The following is a 22,334-nucleotide window of genomic DNA, read 5'->3' on the forward strand; positions in this document are numbered from 1 at the left end:
TCGGAGGATGACAAATCAAAAAGGGGGATGCAAGGAGCAGAGAGGATTGGAGAGCGGCATGCAGACGGTAGGCGTAATCGGCGCGGGCCAGATGGGCGCGGGCATCGCGCAGGTTTCGGCGCAAGCGGGGTTTCATGTGCTGCTCAGCGACGTGTCGCTGGAACGCGCTGCAGCGGGCAAGGCCGGCATCGCCAAGGCGCTCGACCGGCTGGTGACCAAGGAAAAGATCACTGCGGATGCGCGCGACGGCGCGCTCGCGCTGATCGAGCCGGTGGCGAGCGTCGCCGAGATGGGCCCGGCCTTCCTCGTCATCGAAGCGGCGACCGAGCGCGAGGAAATCAAGCGCGCGATCTTCGCGGAGGTCGGCAAGGTGCTGTCCGACACCGCGATCCTCGCGTCCAACACCTCCTCGATCCCGATCACGCGGCTGGCGCAGGCCGCCCCCAATGCGGGCCGTTTCGTCGGCGTGCATTTCTTCAACCCCGTGCCGGTGATGGGCTTGATCGAGCTGATCCGCGGCCTCGCCACCTCGGACGCGACGGTGCAGGCGGTCGAGGCGTTTGGGCAGAAGCTCGGCAAGGCGATCGTCCACGCCAATGATGCGCCGGGCTTCATCGTAAACCGCATCCTGATGCCGATGCTCAACGAAGCCTGCTTCGCGTTGGGCGAAGGCGTGGCGACGATCCGCGACATCGATCTGGCGTGCCAGCTCGGGCTCAACCATCCGATGGGGCCGCTGACGCTTGCCGACTTTATCGGGCTCGACACGTGCCTGGAAATCACCCGCGTGCTGTTCGAAGGGACGGGCGACCCTAAATTCCGCCCGGCCCCGCTGCTGGTGAAATATGTCGAGGCCGGCTGGTTCGGCCGCAAGACCAAGCGCGGCTTTTACGATTATACCGGCGCGGAGCCGGTGCCGACACGGTAAGGGCGGCTAGTCCGGCCGCCGCATCGCGAAGCGCGCGGCCTCGCCTATCTCGAAATAGTCGGCTGCCCCGCCTCCCCGCAGGATCGGGTGCGCGGCGGCGGTGCGATAGGCACCGTCCGCGATCAGATGCGGCGCGATGTGGATGCCGACGACCTCGCCCAGCACCAGCCAGGTGTCGAGGGTCGTGCCATCTGCCGATGCCAGCCGCAGCGTCTGGGTATGACGGCATTCGAACGCGGCGGGGCTTGCCGCGACCCGTGGCGGCGCGACGATGCGGGAGGGTGCGATCGCCAGACCGGCGAGGTCGAATTCATCTATATCCGCCGCGACCGTCGCCGCGCTCGCATTCATCGCCTCTGCAAGATCGCGCGTGGCGAGGTTCCATACGAACTCGCCCGTGGCGGTGACGTTGGCGACGCTGTCCTTCCAGCCGGTGGAGGTGAAGCCGATGATGGGCGGGCGGTAATTGTACAGGCTGAAGAAGCTATATGGTGCCAGGTTGCGCACGCCCTCGGCGCTGAGCGTGCTGATCCAGCCGATCGGCCGGGGTGCCACGATCGCGTTCAGGGGATCGTGGGCCAGGCCGGGGACGGTCCTGTGGCCGTTGCGCGGTTCGTAGAAATGGTGCTCTGTCATCTTGAAGCAGGCCTTCCGTTCGAAATTCGAATATCGTGCGCGACCGATTTGGCGTAGCTGTAACCACGCCGCCCCTTGGCTCGAATAGGGTTCTGTATGACCGACACAAGCCCGCCGACCTCCGATAGTCCTCCCGCAGCCGCCACCGTGCTGTATCGCCACCGGCTGGTGACACGCCTGTGGCATTGGCTCAACGTGGTGACGATCTTCATCATGATCGGCAGCGGACTGACGATCCTCAACGCGCATCCGCATCTTTACTGGGGGCAATATGGCGCGAATCCGGATCATGCGTGGTTCAACCCGCCCCATGCGCCATCGTTTCTCACGATCCCGGCCGGGTACAATCTGGCAATCGCGCGGCGCTGGCATTTGCTGTTCGCGTTGGTGCTGGCGTTCGGTTTGCTGGCGTTCATGGTATCGAGCCTGGTCAACCGGCATTTTCAGAAGGACTTGCGGATTCGGCTGAAAGAGCTCGCTCCGGCGCATTTATGGTTCGATCTGAAGGAACATCTCGCCTTCCGCTTCCACGATCCCAAAAATCCCGGCGCATTCAATATTTTCCAGAAGCTGTCTTATGTGTTGGTGATTTTCGGCCTGATCCCGATGATGATCCTGTCGGGGCTGGTATTGTCGCCGACCATGGTCGCGGCGTGGCCGTGGATGCTGGATGTGCTCGGCGGGCGGGCTTCGGCGCGCTCGGTGCATTTCATCGCGGCGAGCGGACTGGTTTTGTTTATCATTGTCCATCTGGTGCTGGTGATCCTCGCCGGGGCGTGGCCCGAGGTGAAATCGATGGTGACGGGCTGGTGGACGATTCCCGCCGACCAAGATGCGGAGGAAGCGGCATGAGCGCGATCATCACGCGGCGCGCGCTGCTCACCAGCGGAGCCTTGGGCGCGGGTGCGCTGCTCAGCGGGTGCGACCAGGTCGCGAACACGCCGTCGCTTCGCAAGATCCTGTTCTCCGGCGAAAAGATGAATTACGGCCTCGCGCGCGCGCTGACCGATCGCAACAGTCTGGCGAAAGAATATCGGCCCGACCAGATGTCGCCAATCTTCCGTGTCAACGGCACCAACAACCCCAATACCGACAGATATAACGCGATGGTCGCGGAGAATTTCGCGCATTGGCGGCTGGAAGTCGGCGGGCTTGTCAACCGCCCGCTTTCCATTTCGCACCAGGCGTTGATGGCGATGCCCGCGCGCACGCAGATCACGCGGCACGATTGTGTCGAGGGATGGAGCGCGATCGGCAAATGGCACGGGCCGATGCTGGGCACGATCCTGAATGCGGCGGATATTCGCAGGGCCGCACGCTATGTCGTGTTTACCTGCGCCGATCTCTATTCGGGCCAAGCCTATTACGAATCGCTCGACCTGATCGACGCCTTCCATCCCCAGACGATTCTGGCGTGGGCGATGAACGACCGGATGCTGAGCGTGGCGCACGGTGCGCCGATCCGGCTGCGGGTTGAACGGCAGCTTGGATATAAGCACGCCAAATATGTGATGCGGATCGACGCGGTCGCCTCGCTCGCCGGGATCGGGCTCGGAAAAGGCGGATATTGGGAAGATCGTGTCGATTACGATTGGTATGCAGGCATTTAACGCGTTAGTGGCCTGTGCATGGCACTGATTGATTTGTTTCTCGCCAAGCGCGTTCAGCGCGGCACGCTCACCGTCCACCACGCCGACGGCAAGACCTTGAACTTCGGGACGCCCGAACCCGGTTTCCCCGACGTGGCGATCCGCTTCACCGATGCCGGGGCTGCCGCTGCGATCGTGCGCGATCCGGGGCTTGGTGCAGGCGAGGCGTATATGAACGGGCGACTGGTGGTCGAGCAGGGCGATGTGCGCGATCTCGTCCGGCTGCTGACGATGAACGATCCGTGGGAGGCCGGACAGAACGGACTTGCCCCTTCGCCGATGCGCCGTGCTATCCAGGCCGTGACGCATCGCATCGGTCGAATCAACATGGCGCGCCGGTCCAAGCGCAACGTTGCGCACCATTATGATCTGTCGGGCCGCCTGTACGATCTCTTCCTCGACGCCGACCGCCAATATAGCTGCGCCTATTTCACCGACCCGTCCAACAGCCTGGAGCAGGCGCAGGACGACAAGAAGGCGCATATCGCCGCCAAGCTGGCGCTGAAGCCCGGCATGACCGTGCTCGACATCGGCTGCGGCTGGGGCGGGATGGCGCTGTACCTGCACCAGATGACCGGTGCCCGGGTGCTGGGGGTGACGCTGTCCGAAGAGCAGTTGAAAGTCGCGCGGGAGCGCGCGGCGGCCGCAGGCGTGTCGGACATGGTCACGTTCGAACTGATCGATTATCGCCATGTGCAGGGCAAATTCGACCGGATCGTGTCGGTCGGCATGTTCGAACATGTCGGCCCCGCACATTACAAGACCTTCTTCCGCCAGTGTCGCGACTTGCTGACCGAGGACGGCGTGATGCTGCTCCACACGATCGGGCGCGCGGGTGGCCCGGGCGTGACCGACAAATGGACGACGCAGTACATTTTCCCCGGCGGCTACAACCCCGCCCTGTCGGAGATCGTTTCCGCCAATGAAAGCCTGCGCTTCATGGTCACCGATGTGGAGGTGCTCCGGCTGCATTATGCCTATACGCTCGATGATTGGTACGATCGTACGGTTGCGGCGCGTGCGCAGATCGTGGCGCTCTATGACGAGCGCTTTTTCCGCATGTGGCAATTCTACCTCGCCGGCGCGGGGGCTGCGTTTCACTTTGGCGGGCTGGTCAATTACCAGGTGCAGTTCGCCAAGAATCGCCACGTCCTGCCGATCACGCGTGATTATATGATCGAGGGCGAGCGGCGTTTGCGGCGGTAACCCGGTTGCACGGCCGCGCCGCCTCGCATAGGGGGCACGCGACTACGAAGGATCCTGCCCGTGACCGATAAGATCAACCGCGTCGTCCTCGCCTATTCGGGCGGCCTCGACACCAGCGTCATCCTCAAATGGCTGCAGCAGACCTACCAATGCGAGGTCGTCACCTTCACCGCCGATCTCGGCCAGGGCGAGGAGCTGGAGCCCGCGCGCAAGAAGGCCGAACTGGCCGGGGTCAAGCCCGAGCATATCTTCATCGACGATCTGCGCGAAGAGTTCGTCAAGGATTACGTCTTCCCGATGATGCGCGCCAATGCGCTGTATGAGGGGCTATATCTGCTCGGCACCTCGATCGCGCGGCCGCTGATCGCCAAGCGCCAGATCGAGATCGCGCGGATGGTGAATGCCGATGCGGTCAGCCACGGCGCGACCGGCAAGGGCAATGACCAGGTCCGCTTCGAGCTTGGTTATTATGCGCTGGCACCGGACATCAAGGTGATCGCGCCGTGGCGCGAATGGGATCTGACCAGCCGCACCAAGCTGATCGAGTTCGCCGAGCAGCATCAGATTGCAGTAAGCAAGGACAAGCGCGGCGAGGCCCCGTTCTCGACCGACGCCAACATGCTGCACACCTCGTCCGAGGGCAAAGTGCTCGAGGACCCGTGGGATGAAGTCCCCGATTACGTCTATTCGCGCACGGTGAACCCAGAGGACGCGCCCGACGCGCCCGAGACGATCACGATCGATTTCGAGCGTGGCGATGGCGTCGCGGTCAATGGCGTAGGCATGTCGCCGGCGACCTTGCTCGAAACGCTCAACGAAATGGGCCGTCGCCACGGCATCGGGCGGCTCGATCTGGTCGAGAATCGCTTCGTCGGCATGAAGTCGCGCGGCATGTATGAAACGCCGGGCGGCACGATCTATCATCTGGCGCATCGCGGGATCGAGCAGATCACGCTCGACCGGGGTGCCGCGCATTTGAAGGACGAGCTGATGCCGCGTTATGCGGAACTGCTCTATAATGGATTGTGGTTCAGCCCCGAGCGCGAGATGCTGCAGGCGGCGATCGACCATAGCCAGGAGAAGGTCGCGGGCACCGTGCGGCTGAAACTCTATAAGGGCTCGGTCATCGTGACCGGGCGCAAATCGCCCTTCTCGCTCTATTCCGAGAAGGTCGTCACCTTCGAGGACGATCAGGGTGCCTATGACCAGCGCGATGCGGCGGGCTTCATCAAGCTCAATGCGTTGCGGTTGCGGTTGCTCGGACGGCGCGACCGCTAACACGGGTCTACACGCTGTTTTAACGGCCTGCGTCTAAAGCGCGGGCATGGACTTGGTCGAATTTCGTCGGACGCGGTTGGGCGATGCGCTGTGTGCGTTCGCGCTCGCTACGGTGTTGTGCGCGGGCTGGGCGTGGCGCGACTGGGCCGCGCTGTCCGCGCTGCAACTGACCGATACCGACGACATGATGCGCCTCCAGCAGATTCGCGACTGGATTGCGGGTCAGGGCTTTTCCGATCTCGCGCAACACCGTCTGGGTTGGGGGGCGGGGCTGGAAATGCACTGGTCGCGCCTTCCCGACCTCCTCCCCGCGACGTTCATCGTGTCGCTGACCCCGGTCGTCGGGCGCCACTGGGCTGAGCTTGTCGCGGTGATCGCATGGCCGACCTTGCTGTTCGCAGGCGCGCTTTGCCTGACGACGCGGATTGCGCGTGTGCTGGGCGGTCAGGCGATCGCGCGGACTGCCGCCGTTGTCGCGGCGGTCGCCTTTCCTGCCACGACGATCTTCGTGCCCGGACGAGTCGACCATCACGGCCTTCAGGTGTTTTTGTTGCTGATCGTCGTGCGCGCGCTGGTCGCGCGTCCGGCGATGGAGCCGGGGCTGGTCGCCGGCCTCGCTGCTGCTGCCAGCGTGGTGATCGGGCTGGAAACCGCGCCGCTGATCGCGGCGGCGGGCGTCGCTATGACCATCGGATGGTTGCGGGCGAGCGCCGGGAGCGACGACCGGATGATGGGCTTCGGGATCGGCCTTGGTGCCGGGTTGCTGGCGGCGTCGATCGTTTTCCGGACCTCCTCCTGGGGCTATCCCGGGTGCGATGGCTTCACGATGGTCACTTGGCGCGCCGCCGTGATCGCGGCCTTTGCGCCGATGGGCATGGCACTGGCGGCCCGCGACATCGCGCGCCCCGCGACCCGAGCCATATTGGGGTCGATCATCGTCATCGTTGTCGGCGTCGGCATGGTGCTGGTCGCGCCGCAATGCTTGTCGCCTTATGGCATGGTGGATCCGATGCTGGCTCGCTTGTGGCTGGCCAAGGTGGGCGAGGCACAGCCGCTGTTTGCGACACCGTTGCCGATCGCCATTGGTTATGCCGGGGTGATGGTGGCGGGCGTGGCAGCGAGCGCTTGGCGGGTGTCGGTCACGCGCGATCCGCGCTGGGCCAGCCTCCTGTTGGTGCAGGTGGCGGCCTTGCTGGTAACCTGCCTGCAGTTGCGCGGTGCCTATGCCGGGGCGATCCTGGCGGCCCCCGCACTGGCGGCGGTCATTGCGGCGGCGCGCGCGCGCGGGTCGCTGTCCTTGGCGGGGGCCTGGCTTGCCTCGGCCGGGATGCTCTATCCGATGGCCGCGCAAGCCGTGGCCGCGCGGGCGAGCACGGCGCAACCCGGCGCACGTGCCGCCGATGCGGCAGCGGCCTCCGGCGAAAAGGGGCTTCTCGACCTTGCCGCACTGCCGCCCGGGCGGTTGCTGGCTCCGCTCGATCTCGGGGCCTATGCCATCGGCGCGACGCGATTGCAGGTGGTGGGCGCGCCCTATCATCGGAACAATGTCGGGAATCTGGCGGTCTATCGCTTCTTCCTCGGGCAGCCCGATCAGGGCGTAACCGTCGCGAAAACATGGCAATTGCGCTATGTCGCGCTGCGCGCCGACGATTTCGGCGGGGCAGCGGCGGGAACGCTGGCGGAGGCGCTGAAACGGGGAGCGCCGCCGCCTTGGCTGCGGCGCATTCCCACGCGCGAGCGGGCGCTGTTTCTTTATCGCGTTCAAGGCGGCTTGTTTCCGAAGCAACCTGCGCGGTAAGAGCCGCAAATGCAGGGGGATCTCGAAAAGCTGCACTGGTGGCAGACACGCACGTTCGTCGCGCTGATGGCGCTGGTGGCGATCATCCCCCTATTGCGCCCGGAAATCCCGCCCTTGGTCGATTTGCCGGGGCATATGGGTCGCTACCGCGTGCAATTGTCGCGCGATGCGTATCCGTGGCTGTCCGACTGGTACAATTTCAGCTGGCAGTTGATCGGCAATCTCGGGATCGACATTCTGATCATCCCGCTGGCCAAGCTGTTCGGGCTGGAACTTGCGGTCAAGCTGATCGTCATGACGATCCCGGCGCTGACCGTCACCGGGTTCCTGTGGATCGCGCGGGAAGTGCATGGGCGCATTCCGCCGACCGCGCTGTTCGCGTTGCCGCTCGCTTATAGTTATGCCTTCCAATTCGGGTTCGTGAATTTCGCGCTGTCGATGGCGTTGGCGCTCAACGCCTTTGCCTTGTGGTTGCGGCTGGCGCGCACCGGGCATTTCCGGTTGCGCGCGGCGATCTTTGTGCCGCTGTCGTGCCTGATCTGGCTGTGCCACACCTTTGGCTGGGGCGTGCTCGGCGTGCTCGCCTGTTCGGCGGAAATGGTCCGTCAGCATGATGCGCGCACCGACCGGGGGCCGATGAGCTGGATCAAGGCATGGGTTCGCGCCGGGCTCGGCTGCGTTCCGCTTGCCTTGCCGATCATCCTGATGGTGGTATGGCGCAGCGGCGAGCATGTCGGCGGGGAGACCGGCGACTGGTTCAACTGGCGCGCCAAAATCGGCTGGCTGACGATGGCGCTCCGCGATCGCTGGATGGCGTTCGATATCGCGTCGATCGCGGTGCTGTATTTGATCCTGTTTCGCGGCTTTCGCGATCCCAATGTCGAATATTCACGCAATCTCGGGCTGTCGGCGTTGTTCCTGCTCGTCGTGTTCATCGTGTTGCCGCGGATCGTGTTTGGCTCGGCCTATGCCGACATGCGGCTTGCCCCGTTCATGCTCGGCATCGCGATCATCGCGTTGCGCCCTAAAAAGGGCTTGTCGATTCGCGGCAGTGCGACGCTGGCGGCGGCGGGACTGGCGTTTTTCCTGGTGCGGATCGCGGCGGGCACGGTCAGTTTCTGGATGTTCGCCGATGATTATGACCGCGAATTGAAAGCGCTCGATCATCTGCCGGTTGGCGCGCGGCTGGTCACCTTCATCGGCACCGAATGCGGCAGCCCGTGGACGATGACGCGGCTCGAACATCTGTCGGCGATCGCGCTCGAGCGGAAGATGGCCTATACCAACGATCAATGGTCGATGGCCGGGGCGCAATTGCTGACCACGCGCTATCTGCCGGCCGGGCGCTTCTCGCACGATCCGTCGCAAATCGTGACCAGCGTGCAATGCCCGCGCGAATGGTGGCGGCCGATCAGCCGTGCGATGGCGCGCTTCCCGCGCAACGCCTTCGACTATGTCTGGCTGATCCGCCCGCCCGCTTATGATCCCAAGTTCAATGCCGGGCTGGTGCCGATCTGGCGCGACGGGACGAGCGTGCTCTACCGGGTCGACCATGGTGCGCCGGGCATCAAGATCAGCGACGAAGCGCTCCGCCCGCGCATCCGCCCGGTGCCGACGCCGTTCTAACCGCGCTTGAACGGCGTCATCGCGCCGAGGAATTCCTGGTCGGATTCAACCGACTCGCGTTCGCGGACCAGAAAATCGGCGATGGCGCGGCGGAAGCCCAGGTCCGGGATATAATGCGCTGACCAAGTCGGCACAGGCACATAACCGCGCGCGAGCTTGTGTTCGCCTTGCGCCCCCGCTTCGACCGTCTTCAATCCGCGCGCGATGGCGGCGTCGATCGCCTGATAATAGCACAGTTCGAAATGGAGGAAGGGCACTTCCTCGGTACAGCCCCAATAGCGGCCGTACAGCGTGTCGGTGCCGATCAGGTTGAGCGCGCCCGCGATCGGCCGCCCGTCGCGTTCGGCGAAGATCAGCAGGACCTGGTCGGGCATGGCCTCGCCGAGCAGCGAGAAGAACTGCCGCGTCAGATAGGGCTGGCCCCATTTGCGCGCGCCCGTGTCCTGATAGAACACCCAAAAGGCATCCCAATCGGCTTCGGTGATGTCGGTGCCGGACACGTGGCGGATCGTCAGCCCTTCGATCGCGCCGCTACGCTCCTTGCGGATCGCCTTGCGCTTGCGGCTGGCGAGCTCGCCCAGGAAATCGTCGAAGGCACCGTAGCCCTGATTTTGCCAGTGGAATTGCGTGCCTTCGCGGATCAGCCAGCCTGCCGCCTCAAAGGCGGGGAGTTGATCGGGACAGACGAAGGTCGCGTGGGCGGAGGAGAGGCCGTGCTGGTCGGTCACCGCCTCGATCGCGGCGATCAGCGCGGGGGCTTGTGCAGGGTCGCGCAGCAACAGCCGCGGGCCCGGCGCGGGGGTGAACGGCACCGCGACCTGCAGCTTGGGGTAATAGCTGCCACCCGCCCGCTCCCATGCGTCGGCCCAGGCATGGTCGAACACATACTCGCCCTGGCTGTGGCTCTTGGCATAAGCCGGCGCGATCGCGGCGGGTTGGCCATCGGCCCCGTCGATGAGGATCGGGATCGGTTGCCAGCCGGTGCGCGCCCGCGCGCTGCCCGAACGTTCGAGGATCGACAGGAAGGCATGGCTGACAAACGGATTGTAGCGGCCGGCGCACGCATCCCATGCCTCCGCCGGGATAGCGCAGACGCCATCGGCGATACGGGCGGTGACGGCGTTGCTCACGCGCTTAAGCTAGGGCTTCACGTCCAGCTTCTCAACCGTTGTGGCGGCGAACGAGCAACACAAGGCCAGCAGCAGGAAGGGCGTGGCGAAGTCGCGGTGGCGTTCGCCGAATTCGAACCAAACGCCAAACAGCACGCATTGCAACCCGCACGCCGCGATCAGCAGAACCAGCGTGAAGGGAATGCGCGCCAGCCGAAGCGCGGCGATGGCGAGCATCGCCAGATGCGCTCCCTGCGCCAGCGGCCATAGCGCCGCCGCGAGCACGCGCGGAAAGGGCGGCCCCATTGCGAGGAGGCGATTGATACCAAATTCGGCAATACCGCAGGCCCGCAGCAACTTGGTCACGGTCAGCCGGAGAAAGGCAGCCGGATGCGCTTCGATCCAGCCGAGCGCGATGGCACCGATCCGTTTGCCATAAGCGAGCTCGGGGATGCCTTTGAGAGTGGCGGGCGGGGGCTCCCAATTGCCGGTGGCGTCGGGGTTGTTGCCGATCCACAGGCTGGCACCGCTGGCGGTGGTCAGCGGTACGAAGGCATGGAAGACGATCCAGTTGCGAACCCACCACGGCAGCAGCACCGCCCCGGCAACGAGCGCGCCGCGCAGCCCCGCCGCGAGCATGGGCCACACCCCGATCCGGCGCACCAGCACCAGGCCAAAGAGCGCGGCGAGCGGTGCCTCGCCCGGCTGGGTCAAAGCGAGCAAGCCAGCCGGAAGCCCCAGCGCGAGCGCGCCGCGCCAGCCGGGTCGACGGTCGATCCAGGCCAGTGCCAGCGCCAGGATCAGCAGCCCGCACAGCCCCTCCTTTTGTGCGAGCGGTGCCGAAAACAGCACGGACGGCCACATCAGATAAAGCCACGCTGCGCGTCGTCCCGCGACTGCGCGGCCGAGGCGGCGGCCCAATAAGACGATCAACCACGCCGCAGTGCCATCGATCAGTGTTCCGAGCGCCAGCACCGACGGCGTGGTAAATCCGGCAAGCGCGCCCCAGCCCGCCAGAAGGAGCGGATAGAGTGGCGGGAACAGCGCGCGCCAGGCACTGCCGAAATATGGCTCGTGGATGACCAGGCCCTGGCCCGCAAGCAGACCCTTGGCCAAATTGAGGTAGCTATTGGGGTCGCCCGTCGAGGTTCGCCCCACCGCGAACAGCGCGAAAGCGACGCGCACCACGATCAGGACGGTCGCCAATGCCGCGACCGGCAGCGGCGCGGGCGGATCGCGCAACAGGCGAAAGCCGAATCCTGCCAGGGCGATCCAGCCCAAGGCCACCACGATACTGGCGAGCGAAACGCCCCAGCGGCCGTCGAAATCGGGCAGCGCGGTCAACCCATAGAGAAGAAACACGCCGAGCGCGGCCTGCACGCCCCATTTGACGAGATTCTGGATCGGGTTTGGTCCGACGGTCACTGACCGAAGCTGGTCGCGCGGTACAGCAAGGTAATCGCGACTCGGCGATTGCGCGGATCGGTGGGGTTGCCCTTGATGATCGGTTCGCGGTCGGCGACGCCTTCGATGCGATTGAAGCGCGTTTCGCCAATGCCGCCTGCGGCCAGCCTACGCCGCGTTGCCTCGGCGCGCGCGCTCGACAGCATCCAGTTGTTCATCGCCAGCGGGTCGCCATAGCCCAGGCTGTCGGTATGGCCGCGGATCATGATCGGGTTCTCGGTGTCCTTGATCGTTTGGGCGACAAGGCCGATCAGCGCCGAGGCGCGCGGTTCAAGCTGGGTCGTGCCCAGGTCGAACATCGAATAGTCGGCATCGTCGAGCAGATCGATCCGCAAGCCGTCGCGCGTCTGGACGAAGCGGACATGGTTGGACAGCTTGGCGAGATTGGGCGTTGCCGCCATTGCGCGCGCCATCTGGCGCTTCATCGTCTCGAAATTCTTGCGGTCCTCGGCCGACAGGGCAGCGCGATCCTTGAGCGTGCCCTTTTGCCCGGTGCCGACCTGTGCGCCGCCGACGGCGTCGGCCGGCACCGTCATCGAGCGCGTGCCGGTCTGCGATGCCTTATGCTGGTAATTGTCCTGGTCGGTGATCGAAGATCCGCCGAACAGGCCCATCGAGCCCGCGCTGTTTTCCTTCAGTTGCACCAGAGTGGGCGAGAAATAGTCGGCGAGCGCCTTGCGCTGCTTTTCGTTGGTTGCACCCAGCAGCCACATCAGCAGGAAGAACGCCATCATCGCGGTGACGAAATCGGCATAAGCGACCTTCCACGCGCCGCCGTGATGGCCGCCATGCCCTTCGATATAGACCTTCTTGTAGATGATCTTGGGCGGCAGGTTGGTGCCGTGCGGCGCGCGCGCGGTGGCCATTAGCGGACACCGGCCAAAGAATTTTCACGCGAAGGCGTGGACCAGACCACGCTTACCGCCCCCGCAGACCGTCGAACACCTCGGCGAAGCCGGGCTGGTTCGAGTGCGCGATGCCCGAGCGGGCGGCTTCGATGACGAGCGGCTGCGGGTGGCCGTGGAGCGAGGCGATGATGATCTGCTTGACGACGTGATAGATCGCGGCGTCGGCCTCGATGACCTGCTTCAGCCGGTTGGCGAGCGGGGCGACGATGCCGTACGCCAGCAGCACGCCCATGAAGGTGCCGACCAGCGCCGACCCGATCATCGCGCCCAGGATCGCGGGCGGCTTGTCGATCGAGCCCATCGTCTTGACCACGCCGAGCACCGCCGCGACGATGCCGAGTGCGGGCAGCGCATCCGCCAGCGTCGCGATGGTCCCTTGCGGGCCTTCGACTTCGTGGTGATGCGTCTTGATCATATTGTCCATCACGTCCTCGACCGCATGGACGTCGAGCGTGCCCGACGACACCACCACCAGCCGCAATGTGTCGGCGATCAGGTTGACCAGCGTGTGGTCGGCGAGCAGGCGCGGATATTCGGCGAAGACGGCGGAGGATTGCGGATCCTCGACATGCGGTTCGAGTGCGATCGGCCCTTCGGTACGCAGCATCTTCATCAGCTTCGACACCAGGAAGATGACGTCGAGATAATCCTGCTTCTTATATTTTGGGCCCTTGAACACCTTCATCAGGCCGCCGCCCAGCGCCTTCAATTCCTTCATCGAATTGCCGATGATCAGCGCGCCGACCGCGGCACCGCCAATGATCAGCATTTCGTGCGGAATCGCTTCCATCACCGGGCCGAGCGCCCCGCCGGTGATCGCGAAGCCGCCGAAGATCATCACGAGAAGGACGACAAGGCCGATGACGGGAAACATGAGTCGCGGGGTGCCCCTTTTTGGCCCGCCCTACAGAAGGCGTGCGGTATTTCTGAGGGTTAGCGCGGATACGTCGCCAATCGGTTAACCACGCAGGGTATTTTTGTTCGGGCGCGCTGTGCGCGCGGTCATTTCAGATAGTCGAACAGCGAAAGCTGGCCGAGCTTGGTGAAGCTCGCCTGGGTTGCCTGCAGGATCGTCATCGTTTTTTGCAGATCGACGATCGCGGTGGAAATATCGGTATCCTCAAGCGCGGTGCGGTCCACTTCGCGCGCGCCTGCGGCGTCGGTCGCCTGGGACGAGACGATATCGAGGCGGGCGGCGCGCGCACCGACCGAACCCTGCACGTCCGATAACTGGTTGAGCGCCGATTGAATCGCGGTCGCGGCGGTGCCCGATGCGGCGGTGGCGGTTGCCGTGCCACCGGCGTTGAGCGCCGAAATGTAGGTCGACAACACCGCGAAAATATCGGTGGTGCCGCCCTTGCCGTCGGAGATCCCGCCAAACACGCGCTGCGCGCTGTCGGTCGCGCGGACGTCGGTGCCGTCGCCAACGGGAATCGCGGGGACTTCACCGGTTCCGTCGAACGTGACGGTCCCATCGGCGGCCTGCGTGACCGCGCCCTTGCCCGTCGCCGCCGCGAACAGCGGCTGGCCGCGCGCATCGGTCGTTCCCGCCAAGTTCACCAGATCGTCGCGGATGCTTTGCAGCTCGGTCGCGATCGCCTTGCGATTGGCGTCGTTCAGCGTGCCGTTGGCGGCCTGGGTGGTCAGCTCGGCGGCACGCTGGAGCTGCGAGGTGACGGCGGTGAGCGTCGTATCGGATTGCTGCAGCAACGATTTTGCGAGGCTGATATTGCTGGCATAAGCGGTGTTGTCGGCATTGGCCTGTTTGATCGCGCTGAGGCGATTATAGGCGACCACGTCCTGCGAGGGCGCGGTGATCTTCTTGCCCGTCGCAATCTGGGTGTTGAGCGTGTCCGCCTGCGCCGACAGCTTGCCGAGCTGCGATGCGCCGGTGGCGTAGAATTGGCTGGTCCCGATTTGCATGGCGGCCTCTAGTGGATATCGAGAATCGACTGCAGCGTGTCGCGCGCGACCTGGATCACCCGGCTCGATGCTTGATAGGCCTGCTGAAAGCGCAGCAGGTCGACTGCTTCGCTGTCGAGATTGACACCCGACACGGCATCGCGCGCGGCGACCGCATTGTCGCGAATGGCACTTTGCGCATCGGCGACTTGCTTGCGATTGGCCAGCGTCGATGCGTTGCCGGAAATCAAGGCGGTCGTGTTGGCTTCGAACGCGCCGCTCGTGCGCAGCGCGTCGAGATTGGCGAGGTTGCTGTTATCGCGCACGCCCTTGCCCGCCCCGGCGGCGGCGACACCGCGCGGATCGGTCAGCGACAGCGAAATGTCGGTCGGCGTGGTGCCGACCGAGAACAACGCAGCTCCGCTTTTGCCGTCGAGGTCGTTGCCCTGCGCCTGCACGGCGTTGACGCCATCGGTAAAGGCGGTGGCGATGGCGTTAAGCTTGGTGCGCGCGTCCGCGATGCGGGCCGCGCCATCGATGACACCGGCGAGCGCGCCGCCATTGGGCGTGACGGTCGAAACCGCTTGCTGCGTATGGAGGGCAAAGGACACCGTGCCATCGGTGCCACGCGCGAACGTGACGTTGGCGGCCTGATTGGCTTCGACGAAGGTCGGCCCACCGGCATTGCCGAGTTTGACCGTCGCGCGCCCGACCGAATCGGTTGTCACCGTGATATCGGAGATGGCGCTGATCTGATCCAGGATGGCGTCGCGCTGATCGGCCAATTGGGCGGCACCGTTCGACCCCGGCGTGACGCGGCCGAGCCCCTCATTCACCTTGGCGAGCGAGGCACCGAGCGTGTTGAGCGTGGCAACGGCATTGTCGGCCGTGGCGTCCACATCGGCATCGAGATTGTTGAGCGCCTTGCCGGTCGCGGTGAAGCTGTTGGCAACCGAACTAGCCTGTTCGAGCAGCGCGCTGCGCGGTGTGGTCGAGGTCGGGTCGGCGGCGACGGCTTTGGCGGCATTGAAGAACCCGGTAAGGCGGTCGCCCAACTGGTTGCCGGTCAACGCCGTCTCGATCCGGTCGAGCCAGGCAATGCCGGTTTCGCTCCGCGCGAGGTCCGCACTTGCGTTGCGCACATCGGCCGCGCGCAGCGAATCCGCCGCGCGCGTGACCCCGGCGACCGAAACGCCCTGCCCGGTCGTGGTCGCATTGTTGGCGGTGAGGCTGTTGGCCGGGGCGATCTCGCGCAAATCGGTCGTGCGCTTGGCATAGCCGGGCGTACTTGCGTTCGAGATGTTCTCGGAGACGGTGGTCAGCGCGGTCTGATACGCGCGCACGCCACTTGCACCGATGCCGAGCAGATCACTCACGGCTGATCACCCGGCGGGTCGGCCTGCAATCCCTTTTGCGATTTCGCGAGGAAATCGGTCATCGCCTTGCCGATGCCGAGCGGCGCATGCTCGGCCATGCTCTGCGCGAGTTGCGTGCTTTGCATGTCCTTGAAGGTGTCCATGCCCTTCGACCCGAACAGCGTGTCCTCGGCGAGATGCGTCGAATGCATCGCCTTCACCATCATATTGGTGAAGACGGCTTCGAACTTCTTGCCGGCCGCTTCCAGGTTGGCGCGGCTTTGCAGGCGGCTGGTGTCGACGCCGACGCCCGCCGAAATGGCGGGTGCCGCGACCGGCGTGATGGCGGGAATGTCGCTCATAGGATGATCAGCTCCGCCTTGAGCGCGCCTGCTTCCTTCAACGCTTCCAGGATCGCGACCAGATCGGCGGGCGATGCCCCAATCGCATTGACCGCCTTGACCACGTCGGAGAGCTTGGGGCCGGGCTCGATCAGGAACATCGGATGCTTTTCCTCGTCGACGGCAACCGCCGATTTCTGTTCCTTGGTCGTCTGGCCCTGGCTGAACGGGGCAGGCTGGCTTGCCTTTTCGGTTTCGTCGATGCGGACGGTCAGCTTGCCATGGGTGACGGCGGCGCTGCCAACGCGGACGGTGGAGTTGATCACGACGGTGCCGGTGCGGGCATTGACGATGACCTTGGCCGAAGGTTCGGCCGAGACCACGTCGAGATTTTCGATCTCGCTCATCAGTGTCGCCCGGACGTCCCCACCAATCGGTGCGCGAACCGAGACCGAGACGGCATCCACCGCCTGCGCGCTGCCCGCGCCCAGCCGCGAATTGATGGCCGCTGCGACATTCTGCGCGGTGGTGAAATCGGCGCGGGTGAGGTTGTAGGTCAGCACCGGCGTCGTTTCGAAGCCGGTCTGCACCGCGCGTTCGACCGTTGCCCCCTCGGGGATACGCCCCGCCGAGGGAATGTTGACGACGATCTGCGAGCCGTCCTTGCCCTCAGCGCCAAGCCCGCCGACCGCGAGGTTGCCCTGCGCCATCGCGTAGATCTGGCCATCGGCACCGAGCAGCGGCGTCAGGATCAAGGCACCACCGCGCAGCGACTTGGCCTTGCCCATCGAGGCGACGGTGATGTCGAGCTTCTGGCCCGGCTTGGCGAAGGGCGGCAAATCGGCGGTGATCAGCACGACGGCGGCGTTCTTCAGGCCGGGATTGACGTTCGAGGGGAGTTGCAGGCCGAAGCGCGAGGCGACCGCCTTCATCGACTGGATGGTATATTCGAGATTGTCGTCGCCCGTGCCGGGGAGCCCCACGACGATGCCATACCCCGTCAGCTGGTTCGACCGGATGCCCTGAAAGCCGCCGAGATCCTTGATCCGGTCGGCATAAGCGGGCGTCGCCACGGTCAGCGCAACGAGCAGGGCGATCAGGAAGCGACGCATCCGGGCGATCCTCAGAAGGGGCTTACGACGGAGAAGAACCGGCTGAGCCAGCCCTGGCGGCTGGCACGTGCGACATCGCCCTTGCCGGTATAGGCGATCTGCGCATCGGCGACGCGCGTGGACTGGACGCGGTTGTCGGCGTCGATGTCGGCGATGCGGATCAGGCCCTTGATCTGCACGAACTCGTCGCCGCGATTGAGCGTGACGCGCTTCTGGCCCTGGACCAGCATCGTGCCATTGGGGAAAACCTGGCTGACGGTGACGCTGACTTCGCCCGACAGCGTGTTCGACTGGTCGGTCGCGCCCTGGCCGGTGAAGCTGCGCGTGCCGCTTGCGCTCGCGTCGGTGCCCTTGAACAGCGACAGGGCACCGGTGGTTGGCGGCGTAATGCCGAGGCCGCCGCTCGAATCGAGTTTGGAACTCGCCGATTTGGAGGCGGCGGTGCGCTCGACCAGCACGATCGTCAGCGGATCGCCGACGCGGCGGGCGCGCGTGCCTTCATACAATGCGGCATAGCCTTGCGAGACCTGGAAGATCGACCCGGTCGCGGCCGGTGGGGCGGCGGGCGGCGGCGGCGGGAAGGCCGCCGAGAAATCGACCGGCGGCTGCTTCTTGCCGAACAGATTCGCGTTGGCGGCGCTGGGGGCCAGCAGGGCGGCGACGATCAGGCCGATTCGGAGGGCGGATGGTTTCATCGGATTAACCATCAGATATTTTGGTTAACATATTTGAGCATTTCGTCGGTGGCCGAGATCATTTTTGAATTGACCTCATAGGCGCGCTGCGTCTCGATCATGTCGACCAGCTCCTCCACGACGTTGACGTTGGAGCCTTCGAGCTGCCCCTGGCGGATGTTGCCGCGGCCATCCTGCCCGGCAACGCCGAGATTGGCGGCACCGCTGGCCGAGGTTTCGACCAGGTAATTGTCGCCCTTGTTGAGCAGGCCGCCCGCATTGGGGAAGCTGGCCACCTGAATCTGGCCGAGCTGGGTCGAGCCGGTCTGGCCCGACACGATCGCCGAGACGGTGCCATCGGTGCCGATGGTGATGCCGCTGGCATTTTCGGGGATGGTGATGCCGGGCTGCACTTGATAGCCCTCGCTGGTGACGAGCAGGCCTTCGGGCGAGCGCGAGAAATTGCCGGCGCGGGTGTAGCCGAGCGTGCCGCCGGGCATCTGCACCTGGAAATAGCCGTCGCCGTCGAGCGCGAGGTCGAGGCTGCCATTGGTCTGCTGGAACGACCCTTGCGTGTCGATCCGCGCGGTTCCCTGCACCCGCACGCCGGTGCCGAGGTTCAGGCCGGTGGCATATTTGGATTCGGCGGTGCTCGGTGCGCCCGGCGCGGTGACCGTCTGGTACGCCAGCGTCTCGAACGCCGCGCGATCCTTCTTGTACGCGGTCGTGTTGACGTTCGCGAGGTTGTTCGAGATGACGCGCATGCGCATGTCCTGGGCATCGATCCCAGTCCGCGCGATCTGCATGGCTGCACTACCCATGGTCTATTCCCTTCAAGACGGCAGCCGCATCACGGATGCGGCGCTTTCATCCATGTCCTTGGCCGATTTCATCAAATTGGCCTGGACTTCGTAGCTGCGCTGATTCTCGATCATATCGACCAGCGCTTGAGTCATGTTGACGTTGGACCCCTCGAGCGCACCGGTCTCGACCTTGGCGTCGAGGTCGCTTGGCAGCACGCCGCCACCCTTGACGTGCAGCAAATTGTCGGTGCCCTTGACGGTCTCCGAACCCTTGGGGCTGGCGAGCTTCAGCGTGTCGATCACTTGCGGGTTGCGGGCGTCGCCGCCCAGCGGGACGATCGACAGCTTGCCGTCCTCGGAGATCGAAATGCTCTGCGCGGGCGGGACGGTGATCGGGCCCCCCGACCCGATCACCGGGAACCCGTCGCCGGTCTGCAGCACGCCCGAAGGCGCGACCTGCAAATCGCCGCGGCGGGTATAGGCTTCGCTCCCGTCGGTCGCTTGCACCGCGAGCCAGCTTTCGCCGGTGATCGCGATGTCGAGCGACCGCCCGGTCTGCTGGATCGCGCCGGGCTTGCGATCGGCGTCGACCACTTCGGCCGAGGCCGGGGTGCGGGTGTCGAAATCGGAGCCTTGCAGCGACAGCCGGTCGAACACGACGCGATCGGCGCGAAAGCCGGTCGTGGACGCGTTCGCCATATTGTTGGCGATCGCCGCCTGCGACGCGAGATGCGCCTTGAGGCCCGAGGCCGCCGTATAGACCAGCTTGTCCATGCTATGCTCCGATTAGGCTCCTGTCAGGCGCGCAGGTTGACGATCGTCTGCGTGATCTGGTTGCTGGTATCGAGCGCCTTGGAGTTCGCCTGGAAATTGCGCTGTGCTGCAATCAGGGCGACCAGTTCCTCGGTGATGTCGACGTTCGACCCTTCGAGCGTGCCCGAGAGCAGTGAGCCGAACCCGTTTTCCTTCGCCGAGCCAAGCGACGCCTGGCCGGACACACCGCTGGCCGACCAATAGCTGTCGCCATCCTGGCGCAGGCCGGCGGGGTTGGAGAAGTTGGCGAGCGCAACCTTGCCGAGCGCGGTGGTATCGCCATTGGAATAGGTCGCGGTGACCATGCCCTCGGAATTGACGGTAACGCCGGACAGATCGCCGACCGACGAACCGTCGGAACTGCGCGCATTGACCGAGAAAGCGGTGGAATTCTGGGTCGATCCGGAGAGATCGAACTTCAGCGTTTGCGAAACGCCGCCCGTGGTCGGCGTGAAAGCATCATAGGACACCGGCGTGGTCGGCGCGGTGATCTTGCCGCTTGCGTCGAAGGTGACCGGGGTGCCGGTCGTCGAGCCGCCAACACTGAGTTCCTTGTCGCCGACAAAGCTGTGGACGGTCCACGCGTCGGTGCCGGTGTGGACATAGTAATTGGTCAACGTGCTCGCTTTGCCCGACGAGTCATAGATCGTCGACGTCGTCGAACTGTTGTAGCTAGAGGCGTTGGTCGGATCGAAGGTGGTCGTCGGGACCGAGGCGGCCGCGTAGAGGTTGACCTTCAGCGCGACATTGCCGGTCGGTGCCGGGGTTCCGCTCGTTTGCGGCAGGTTGATCGGCACCAGGCCATCGGCACCACTCGCCGTCACGTTACCCTTGGCATCGACGGGATAGCCGAGCAGCGTTGACCCTTGCGCGTCGACGATGTTGTGCGTGGTCGGATCGATCTGGAAGGCACCGTTGCGGGTATAAGCGGTGCTGGTGTTGAGGCCGCTGGTCTTCACCGCGAAGAAGCCGTCACCGGCGACGGTCAGATCGAGCGCGGCACCCGTGGTCTTGAGGTTGCCTTCGGTGAACTGCTGCTTGTTGGCCTTCACCACCACGCCCGATCCGACGATCTTGGTCGGATCCGTCGAGATGCTCGATGCGATCACATCGGCGAAATCGGTGCGGCTCTTCTTAAAGCCGTTGGTCGAAACGTTGGCGAGGTTGTGCGAAACGGCCGAGAGTTCGGTCTGGGCCGCCTGCAGGCCGCTGAGCGAGGTGTAGAAAGACATTGCGGTGCTCCTTGGACGATGGGGGTGAGGGGATCAGCCGACCTGGCGGACGGCGGTGATGGGGACTTGCCCGACGCCGGGCACGGTGAGGACAGGGGTGCCTGAGCTGGGCATTGAGACCGCCGCGACGGGGGCCCAGACGAGGTTGCGACTGGTAACGCTGGTGCCGTTCGCGGCGGCGGCGACCGAAACGGTGAACGGGCCGGTGCCGGCGTCGGCACCGCTCTCGGTCTTGCCATCCCAGTCATAGGACACGGTGCCGGCCTTTTGCGCGCCGAGCGACAGCGTCTTGAGCGTCTGGCCATTGGCATCCCGGATCGAGACGGTCACGTCGGTCGCGTCGGCATCGAGCTCGGCCGCGCCGGCCAGGCCGCCCGAGGTGCGGCCATAAGCGGTCGATCCTTCGGTCAGCACGGTCTTCCCGACATAGGACAGCGCGTCGCTGGAAGAGGTCGAGCCGAGCTTGTCCTGAATGGCCTTCAGCGTGGTGTTGATGTCGCTGATGCCCGACGTGCTGGTGATCTGCGCGAGCTGGGCGACCATCTGGTTGTTGTCGACGGGCGCGAAGGGGTCCTGATTCTGCAGCTGCGCGGTCATCAGCTTGAGGAAGTCTGACGTACCGAGCGACTGCGAGCTCTTGGCCACCGCCGAACTGGTCGTGTTGGCGGTGGTGGAGTTTATGCCGAGGCTGTTCAGCGTGGAATCGAAGGTCGAAGCCATGGTTTACCGTCCCATCTTGAGGGTATCGAGGATCAGCGATTTCGCGGTCTGCATGACCTCGACATTGTTTTGGTAGCTGCGCGCGGTCTCCATCATGTCGACCAGCTCGCGCGTTTCATCGACCGCCGATTCCCACACATTGCCGTCTTTGTCGGCGAGCGGATGCGACGGATCGTAGCGTTTGTTTGGGGTTTCGCCGGCCTGGACGATGCTTTCGACATTGACGGTGGCGAGCCCGGTCGCCTTGTCGAACTGGGTGCGGAACACCGGCTTGATCGTGCGATAGGCGGTGTCGGCACTGGTCGCGACGGACCCGGCATTGGCGAGGTTCGACGCGGTCGTGTTCATCCGCACGAGCTGCGCCGACATAGCGCGCCCGGCGACCTGGAAAATGGTGAGCGGCTGATCGGCCATGCTTATTCGCCTTTCAACGCGCGGGTGATTTGCCCGATGCGCCCGTTGAGAAAGGACAGCGTCGTCTGATAGGCGACGGCGTTTTCGGCAAAGGCAGTCTGTTCGGTCGACAGCTCGACGGTATTGCCATCGAGCGACGGCTGCGACGGCACGCGATATTGCAGCGCGCCCTTGATGCTGACGTCGCCGCCGGTGTTCGTCGCATTTTCCACCGCCGCAAGCGCGGCGTGAAAATCCACGTCCTGCGCTTTGAAGCCCGGCGTGGAGGCATTCGCGATGTTCGAGGCGAGCACACCCATGCGCTGCGAGCGCACTTCGAGTGCGGCACCATGAACTCCGAAAAGGCCTTCGTTGGGCATTGCCCGT

Annotated in this window: 23 protein-coding genes; 7 read left to right on the plus strand and 16 right to left on the minus strand. The window is 64.7% G+C overall.

Going from position 1 to position 22,334, the window contains the following annotated elements:
• Positions 1-58: 58 nt before the first annotated feature.
• A complete protein-coding gene (locus tag EJC47_RS08050; RefSeq protein WP_126846692.1) occupies positions 59-928 on the plus strand; it encodes a 3-hydroxyacyl-CoA dehydrogenase NAD-binding domain-containing protein in 870 nt (289 codons plus the stop codon).
• A 6-nt stretch (positions 929-934) separates the two neighbouring features.
• Here EJC47_RS08050 and EJC47_RS08055 read toward each other — a convergent pair whose 3' ends face one another.
• Complete coding sequence (locus tag EJC47_RS08055; protein ID WP_033966196.1) at positions 935-1,564, minus strand: flavin reductase family protein; 630 nt, start codon at positions 1,562-1,564, stop codon at positions 935-937.
• 96 nt (positions 1,565-1,660) lie between these two features.
• Between EJC47_RS08055 and EJC47_RS08060 the strand changes: the two genes are divergently transcribed.
• From EJC47_RS08060 to EJC47_RS08085, 6 genes are read left to right on the plus strand one after another with little or no spacing between them, the layout of a single operon-like run.
• Entirely contained in the window at positions 1,661-2,416 is a 756-nt protein-coding gene (locus tag EJC47_RS08060) for a cytochrome b/b6 domain-containing protein (RefSeq protein ID WP_126846694.1), read from the plus strand.
• Positions 2,413-3,174, plus strand: a complete 762-nt coding sequence (locus EJC47_RS08065; RefSeq protein WP_126846696.1) for a molybdopterin-dependent oxidoreductase — start codon at positions 2,413-2,415, stop codon at positions 3,172-3,174. The genes EJC47_RS08060 and EJC47_RS08065 overlap by 4 nt, the downstream gene beginning before the upstream one ends.
• Before the next feature lie 18 nt (positions 3,175-3,192).
• A complete protein-coding gene (locus EJC47_RS08070; protein ID WP_033966198.1) occupies positions 3,193-4,419 on the plus strand; it encodes an SAM-dependent methyltransferase in 1,227 nt (408 codons plus the stop codon).
• Between the two features lie 60 nt (positions 4,420-4,479).
• Positions 4,480-5,697 carry an argininosuccinate synthase gene (locus tag EJC47_RS08075; protein ID WP_033966199.1) on the plus strand — a complete coding sequence of 406 codons (1,218 nt, stop codon included), beginning with the start codon at positions 4,480-4,482 and terminating at the stop codon, positions 5,695-5,697.
• Between the two features lie 46 nt (positions 5,698-5,743).
• Positions 5,744-7,495 (plus strand): hypothetical protein, encoded by a 1,752-nt coding sequence (locus EJC47_RS08080; protein ID WP_185867605.1) that lies wholly within the window; start codon positions 5,744-5,746, stop codon positions 7,493-7,495.
• A 9-nt stretch (positions 7,496-7,504) separates the two neighbouring features.
• Positions 7,505-9,121, plus strand: a complete 1,617-nt coding sequence (locus EJC47_RS08085; protein WP_126846698.1) for a hypothetical protein — start codon at positions 7,505-7,507, stop codon at positions 9,119-9,121.
• On the opposite strand, the gene EJC47_RS08090 is transcribed toward EJC47_RS08085, so the two are convergent.
• From EJC47_RS08090 to flgB, 15 genes are all read right to left on the minus strand, one after another.
• Positions 9,118-10,251 carry a GNAT family N-acetyltransferase gene (locus tag EJC47_RS08090; protein ID WP_126846700.1) on the minus strand — a complete coding sequence of 378 codons (1,134 nt, stop codon included), beginning with the start codon at positions 10,249-10,251 and terminating at the stop codon, positions 9,118-9,120. The genes EJC47_RS08085 and EJC47_RS08090 overlap by 4 nt on opposite strands.
• A gap of 9 nt (positions 10,252-10,260) precedes the next feature.
• Entirely contained in the window at positions 10,261-11,655 is a 1,395-nt protein-coding gene (locus EJC47_RS08095) for a glycosyltransferase (RefSeq protein WP_260591517.1), read from the minus strand.
• On the minus strand, positions 11,652-12,560 hold the full coding sequence (locus EJC47_RS08100; protein WP_033964841.1) for a flagellar motor protein MotB: 909 nt from the start codon (positions 12,558-12,560) through the stop codon (positions 11,652-11,654). Before EJC47_RS08100 ends, EJC47_RS08095 begins: the two co-directional genes overlap by 4 nt.
• A 52-nt stretch (positions 12,561-12,612) precedes the next feature.
• A complete protein-coding gene (gene motA, locus EJC47_RS08105) occupies positions 12,613-13,476 on the minus strand; it encodes a flagellar motor stator protein MotA (protein ID WP_126846702.1) in 864 nt (287 codons plus the stop codon).
• 128 nt (positions 13,477-13,604) lie between these two features.
• Positions 13,605-14,525, minus strand: coding sequence for a flagellar hook-associated protein FlgL (gene flgL, locus EJC47_RS08110; RefSeq protein ID WP_126846704.1), 921 nt, complete (start codon positions 14,523-14,525; stop codon positions 13,605-13,607).
• An 8-nt stretch (positions 14,526-14,533) separates the two neighbouring features.
• Positions 14,534-15,880, minus strand: coding sequence for a flagellar hook-associated protein FlgK (flgK, locus tag EJC47_RS08115; RefSeq protein ID WP_126846706.1), 1,347 nt, complete (start codon positions 15,878-15,880; stop codon positions 14,534-14,536).
• Positions 15,877-16,221: a rod-binding protein gene (locus EJC47_RS08120; RefSeq protein WP_126846709.1), complete on the minus strand. Its 345-nt coding sequence runs from the start codon at positions 16,219-16,221 to the stop codon at positions 15,877-15,879. The genes flgK and EJC47_RS08120 overlap by 4 nt, the downstream gene beginning before the upstream one ends.
• Entirely contained in the window at positions 16,218-17,312 is a 1,095-nt protein-coding gene (locus EJC47_RS08125) for a flagellar basal body P-ring protein FlgI (RefSeq protein WP_126846711.1), read from the minus strand. The genes EJC47_RS08120 and EJC47_RS08125 overlap by 4 nt, the downstream gene beginning before the upstream one ends.
• An 11-nt stretch (positions 17,313-17,323) precedes the next feature.
• Positions 17,324-18,007 (minus strand): flagellar basal body L-ring protein FlgH, encoded by a 684-nt coding sequence (locus EJC47_RS08130; protein ID WP_126846713.1) that lies wholly within the window; start codon positions 18,005-18,007, stop codon positions 17,324-17,326.
• An 11-nt stretch (positions 18,008-18,018) separates the two neighbouring features.
• Positions 18,019-18,807: a flagellar basal-body rod protein FlgG gene (gene flgG / locus EJC47_RS08135; RefSeq protein ID WP_029622597.1), complete on the minus strand. Its 789-nt coding sequence runs from the start codon at positions 18,805-18,807 to the stop codon at positions 18,019-18,021.
• A 12-nt stretch (positions 18,808-18,819) separates the two neighbouring features.
• On the minus strand, positions 18,820-19,563 hold the full coding sequence (gene flgF / locus EJC47_RS08140) for a flagellar basal-body rod protein FlgF (protein WP_126846716.1): 744 nt from the start codon (positions 19,561-19,563) through the stop codon (positions 18,820-18,822).
• Between the two features lie 23 nt (positions 19,564-19,586).
• Complete coding sequence (locus tag EJC47_RS08145; RefSeq protein WP_126846718.1) at positions 19,587-20,834, minus strand: flagellar hook protein FlgE; 1,248 nt, start codon at positions 20,832-20,834, stop codon at positions 19,587-19,589.
• Between the two features lie 33 nt (positions 20,835-20,867).
• Positions 20,868-21,554, minus strand: coding sequence for a flagellar hook assembly protein FlgD (locus EJC47_RS08150; protein WP_126846720.1), 687 nt, complete (start codon positions 21,552-21,554; stop codon positions 20,868-20,870).
• Between the two features lie 3 nt (positions 21,555-21,557).
• Positions 21,558-21,968: a flagellar basal body rod protein FlgC gene (flgC, locus tag EJC47_RS08155; RefSeq protein WP_010405294.1), complete on the minus strand. Its 411-nt coding sequence runs from the start codon at positions 21,966-21,968 to the stop codon at positions 21,558-21,560.
• Positions 21,969-21,970: 2 nt separating this feature from the next.
• Positions 21,971-22,327: a flagellar basal body rod protein FlgB gene (gene flgB, locus EJC47_RS08160; protein ID WP_126846722.1), complete on the minus strand. Its 357-nt coding sequence runs from the start codon at positions 22,325-22,327 to the stop codon at positions 21,971-21,973.
• Positions 22,328-22,334 lie beyond the last annotated feature (7 nt).

Origin of the sequence: Sphingomonas sp. TF3 (assembly GCF_003985085.1) — a bacterium.
In the GTDB taxonomy this organism is placed as follows: Bacteria; Pseudomonadota; Alphaproteobacteria; order Sphingomonadales; family Sphingomonadaceae; genus Sphingomonas.